The sequence below is a fragment of the Tateyamaria sp. genome, assembly GCF_059783535.1.
Genome location: NZ_JBYNDP010000036.1, coordinates 1 through 4,836, shown reverse-complemented (window position 1 = coordinate 4,836; position 4,836 = coordinate 1). Strand labels below are relative to the sequence as shown.

The 4,836-nt window shown below is 57.9% G+C and carries 5 protein-coding genes; 1 reads left to right on the top strand and 4 read right to left on the bottom strand.

The window, feature by feature from the left end; all coding sequences use genetic code 11:
• The first annotated feature begins 69 nt into the window (after positions 1-69).
• Entirely contained in the window at positions 70-1,422 is a 1,353-nt protein-coding gene (hemN, locus tag AC6RA8_RS09305; protein ID WP_500352264.1) for an oxygen-independent coproporphyrinogen III oxidase, read from the top strand.
• 3 nt (positions 1,423-1,425) lie between these two features.
• On the opposite strand, the gene iolG is transcribed toward hemN, so the two are convergent.
• The 4 genes from iolG to AC6RA8_RS09285 all read right to left on the bottom strand — a co-directional run.
• On the bottom strand, positions 1,426-2,421 hold the full coding sequence (gene iolG, locus AC6RA8_RS09300) for an inositol 2-dehydrogenase (protein ID WP_500352262.1): 996 nt from the start codon (positions 2,419-2,421) through the stop codon (positions 1,426-1,428).
• 4 nt (positions 2,422-2,425) lie between these two features.
• The gene (locus tag AC6RA8_RS09295) at positions 2,426-3,253 is read right to left on the bottom strand and encodes a class II fructose-bisphosphate aldolase (protein WP_500352261.1); all 828 of its coding nucleotides are present in this window, start codon (positions 3,251-3,253) and stop codon (positions 2,426-2,428) included.
• 102 nt (positions 3,254-3,355) lie between these two features.
• Positions 3,356-4,210, bottom strand: coding sequence for a 5-deoxy-glucuronate isomerase (locus AC6RA8_RS09290; protein ID WP_500352259.1), 855 nt, complete (start codon positions 4,208-4,210; stop codon positions 3,356-3,358).
• Positions 4,211-4,225: 15 nt separating this feature from the next.
• On the bottom strand, positions 4,226-4,836 hold a 611-nt coding region (locus tag AC6RA8_RS09285; protein WP_500352257.1), incomplete at its 5' end, for a PfkB family carbohydrate kinase.

Genomic DNA, 4,836 nt, shown 5'->3' with positions numbered 1-4,836 from the left:
CCTTGTTCATCAATCCCTCCGTTGATCTGTGTCAATGCGTGGGGCTGACAGATCACTGAGTCTGGATCTATGAAACACGTATTCGACCTCCGCCGCCATGGGCTCTTTGACGCCAAGGTGCCGCGTTTTACCAGCTATCCGCCTGCGAATTGGTTCAGCGATGCTGTCGACGAGAAATGCGTGCGCATTTGGCAATCTACTGCGCAAGAGGATGCAGAGATTTCGCTGTATGTCCACATTCCCTTTTGCCGCAGACTTTGCTGGTTTTGCGCGTGCCGAACTCAAGGGACGAGAAATGATGCCCCGTTGGCACCGTATGTTGAGCGGATTTTGGCCGAAGCACAGACGACCCGCAACGGCTTTGTAAACGCGGTTCGCCCACGGCGCCTGCACCTTGGTGGCGGGACGCCAACGATTCTATCTTCGGCCCTGCTGGACCGCTTGTTGACTGGCCTGAATGACATTTGGGATCTCAACCAACTCGAGGAATTCTCGGTCGAGGTGGACCCTACGGATGTTGGCCCAAAACGACTGGCAATGCTGAAAAAGCATGGACTGTCTCGGGCCAGCCTGGGCATCCAGGATTTCGATCCTCAAGTACAAAAGGCAATTGGCCGACAGCAATCGCGTCGTTTGACGGCCGACGTTGTCAGGCAATTGCGCGATCTTGAAATCAACGCGCTGAATTTCGATCTGCTCTATGGATTGCCCTTCCAGACCGAGAAGACGCTGTCGGCAACCCTCGAAGCAGCGCTGGACATGAATCCTGGGCGGATTGCGCTTTTTGGATATGCACACGTTCCATGGATGTCCAAACGCCAATCACTGATCCCCAGTGATGCCCTGCCCAAACCAGAACAACGCCTTGCCCTGTTTGATCTGGCCCGCAGGACGCTTCTCGGCCAAGGCTATGTTCAGATCGGCATTGATCACTTCGCACGGCCTGACGATGCGTTGGCCAAAGCCTATTTCGACAAGCGCCTGACTCGTTCGTTCCAGGGATACACCGACGACAGGGCTCCTTACCTCATCGGGTTGGGCGCATCAGCCATTTCAACCTACCCGCAAGGATTTGCACAGAATATTCCAGTCACCGGCAAGTACGCCGCGCAGGTCGAAGCCGGGCAGTCCACTGTTTGGCGCGGTTATGAATTGAGTGACATGGACCATCTGAAAGCCGATCTGGTCGAACAGTTGATGTGCTACCATACCGCAACACTGTCCAACACGCAGTTGGCAGATCAGGTCATCCTGACCGCGATCCTGCACATCGTTGAACGCTTCGGCGATGCCGTAACATGGAACGGCAAGACTCTCAGCATTGTGCGCTGGGCTCATCCACTGGTGCGGATGATCGCTGGCACACTGGCAGCCGACCAGAACGAAAAATCCGATGATCGAACCTACAGCGCTGCAATCTGACGATCAGTCGAATGCCAGCGCCTGTGACAGGCCACTTTCGTAAGAGGCTTGTGCCGCATCCGCCATCACCTGTGCCTTGTATCCATCAATACCACTTGGATTTGGCGAAGTTCCGGCCGCGACCACCTCGACGAAATGCTGCATCTCTGCGGTGTATGCGGCCGCATAGCGTTCAAGGAAAAACGGTTCGGTTGGCGCACGGGTGAAACCCTGCGCATCGGACACTTCAACGGTCGAGGTCAGAACGTTGTCTGCCCGAAGCATGCCCGTTTCTCCGTGCACTTCAATGCGCTGATCGTAGCCATAGGTCGCGCGACGGGAATTCGATATCTGGCAAAGCTTGCCCGACGCTGTGCGCAAGCTGACCATCGCGGTGTCCACATCCCCGGCCTGTCCGATTTCAGGGTCCACAAGGCACGAACCATGGGCAAAGATTTCCACCGGGTCTTCGCCAAGCATATAGCGGGCCATATCAAGATCGTGGATCATCATATCGCGGAAGAGACCACCGGATGTCTTGATGTATCCGATGGGTGGCGGCGACGGATCCCGCGACAGGATTGTCACCATCTCGACCTTCCCGATGCGGCCCTCATCGATTTGCCCTTTGAGGGCACGGAAATTCGGGTCGAAACGGCGATTGAATGCAATAAAGAAGGGTACTGAGTGCTGCTCGACCACCGCAAGACAATCGCGGATGCGCGCCGCGTTCAGGTCGATGGGTTTTTCGCAGAAGATCGCCTTGCCTGCCCGCGCTGCCCCGTGAATGAGGTCGTAATGCGTGGTCGTCGGTGTGCCAATAACCACCGCGTCGATGTCCGGGGCCGCAAGAATGTCTTCGATTCCCATGACCTGAGCGCCGGTCCGCCCAGCAAGCGCATTGGCAGCTTCTGGCATGGCGTCAGCAACAGCCGCGACCTGAGCGCCTTCCAATCCCATCAGGCTGCGCGCGTGGACTTGCCCGATACGGCCACAGCCCAAAAGTGCGATGTTGATCATGGACTTAGCCTCTCATTGTCTTCAAGACAGTGCGCGTGGCGGCGACCACCGGATCGTGCGTATCTTTCAAGATTTGCACTCGATCGAAGCGGTCGGGGTCGCTGTTCACGGCATCGCGAAGCGCGTTGCCAAAAGCTTGGCGCAGCTCAGTCCCGATGTTGAACTTACAGATATTGGTTTGGGTCGCGAGCTTGCGGCGCTGTGCGGCGGGCACGCCTGACCCACCATGGATGACCAAAGGTACATCGGTGACCGCCTGAATGGCAGCGATGCGTTCTTCATCCAAGCCGCCTGATTGATCGGTCTGCAGATGCACGTTACCAACGGAAATCGCCATGGCATCCACGCCCGTCTCGCGGCAGAAACGCGCAGCTTCTTCCGGAGCTGTACCCGCCGACGCCTCACCGTTGTCATAACCGACGAACCCGATCTCACCTTCGCAGGAAATTCCGGCCTTGTGTGCCATCTCGGCAATCGCCGCAGTTTCAGCAACGTTCTCGGCCAGCGGCTTCCGCGACCCATCAAACATGAGTGACGTGAAGCCGCTATCGAGCGCCTCTTTGCACTCGTCGAATGTGTATCCATGGTCAAGGTGAGCGACAACTGGCACGCTTGCACCTTCGGCCAGATGCCGGAACATCTTGCCAAGCACCTGGAGGGGCGTGTGTTCCCGGCAGGACGGTCCCGCCTGCAGGATTACGGGGCAGCCTTCTGCCTCAGCCGCCGCAACGTAGGCGCGCATGTCTTCCCAGCCCAACGTGACCAGACCGGCAACAGCATAGCCTTGGGTCAAAGCAGGACGAAGAACATCAGAGAGTGTTACGAGTGGCATATCTTTCGAACTGATGGCGGGCCCCGACCGCGGGTGGGGGTGTAGCCCCCGCCCAGGGGGGCGGTCGGGGGCTGCCCGGCGGTGCCGCCGGGCGGTAGTACATCATTTAAACTTCGCGATCATATCCTTGATGCCAGGGATCGTTTCGATCTGGTAGGCATGGGTGGGTTGGAAGTACTGCACCAAGCTCCGCTGGCTCAGACCACCCAGGATGGTGAAGTAATACATCTCGTAACCGGGCAGCACCGCACAGGGGTGGTACCCGTTATCGAGGCAGATCGTGGAGCCGTCCACGATGTGATAGGCGTCGCCCGCAGTGTTGTCATTGCGTTGCAGCATCTGCACGCCCGAGCCGTGGTTGGGACGGAAGCGGAAGTTGTAGGTCTCGTCATGGCGCGTCTCAATGATCTCGCCGTCTTCGGACCGGTCGGTGTCGTGCTTGTGGCTGGGGAAACCGGACCAACCGCCCTGCCCCACTGTGAAGAGCTCGGACACCAACAGGCGACCGACCTTGTCGTGGTACTTAGTGCCCAGGATATGTTTGATCTTGCGATGGGTTTTCGTGTCGTCTGAGCCGTATTGGACCAGATCCAGCTCGTCATTGCGCACTGCAAACGCCTCTAGCGCCTTGTCGTACTTGGCTCCCGCCACGAACACTTCAGCCTCATCCGACATACAGACCATCTCGGCTTTGGCCGCCGTGGGGACATAGACCCCCTCGGGCTCACCGTCCCAGACATCCACACCACGCCCGCCCAAAGCGTCCGCTTTGAACCCTTCGACGTTCACATCAACAGTCCCGGTCGCGGGCACGATGCAGGTCTCGTATCCCGGCACAGCATACTCGAACACCTCGCCCTTTTTCAGCTTCACAATGTTAAAATAGTTGAGCGGGACGGTCGGGTCATCGGCATCCACGATCGGTTTGTTCTCATTGTCGTAAGGCGCGATATGCATCGGTGTGCCTCCTTTTTATGTTGGTGTCGGACCGGGATGGTTGGTCAGGAAATCATCAAGCAGATCAGGCGTCGGCATCGCGGGTGCACAGCCCGGTTGCGAGACGGTGATTGAGGCGCAAGCCGACCCACGGAGGATCGCAGTTGTCAAATCGCGCCCATCGGCCATTCCAGTCATGAGGCCCGCCATGAACGCGTCCCCTGCTCCGTTTGGCTTGACCGCTGTAACCGGGTAGATGCCAGTGGTGATTTCTTCACCACTCGCGTAAGTGACGGCGCCGTTCTCACCCATCTTGTAGATCACAATTTCGGCGGTCGCCTCTGACAATGCTCTGGCCTTGGCCTGTCCCTTGTCCATGCCGCCTGCCATAAAGCCGAATTCTTCATCATTGCCCACGATCATGTCTGACGTCTCTGCCGCGCGGCTCAGCACATCGGCTGCGACTTCGGGCGAGGGCCAGGAATAAGGCCGGTAATCCACGTCAAAGATGATCGGCAAGCCTGCGGCCTTTGCCAACTCAAAAGCTCGAAAAGTGGCTGTACGCGATGGCTCAGCCGCAAACACAGTGCCCGCCGTAATGAGTGCTCCAAACTTGGAATAGTCCACCGCTTCAACATCTTCGACGG

Coding starts and splice junctions, on each gene's coding strand:
- AC6RA8_RS09295 (WP_500352261.1), bottom strand. CDS start 3,253: ATGCCACTCGTAACACTCTCTGATGTTCTTCGTCCTGCTTTGACCCAA.
- AC6RA8_RS09290 (WP_500352259.1), bottom strand. CDS start 4,210: ATGCATATCGCGCCTTACGACAATGAGAACAAACCGATCGTGGATGCC.
- hemN (WP_500352264.1), top strand. CDS start 70: ATGAAACACGTATTCGACCTCCGCCGCCATGGGCTCTTTGACGCCAAG.
- iolG (WP_500352262.1), bottom strand. CDS start 2,421: ATGATCAACATCGCACTTTTGGGCTGTGGCCGTATCGGGCAAGTCCAC.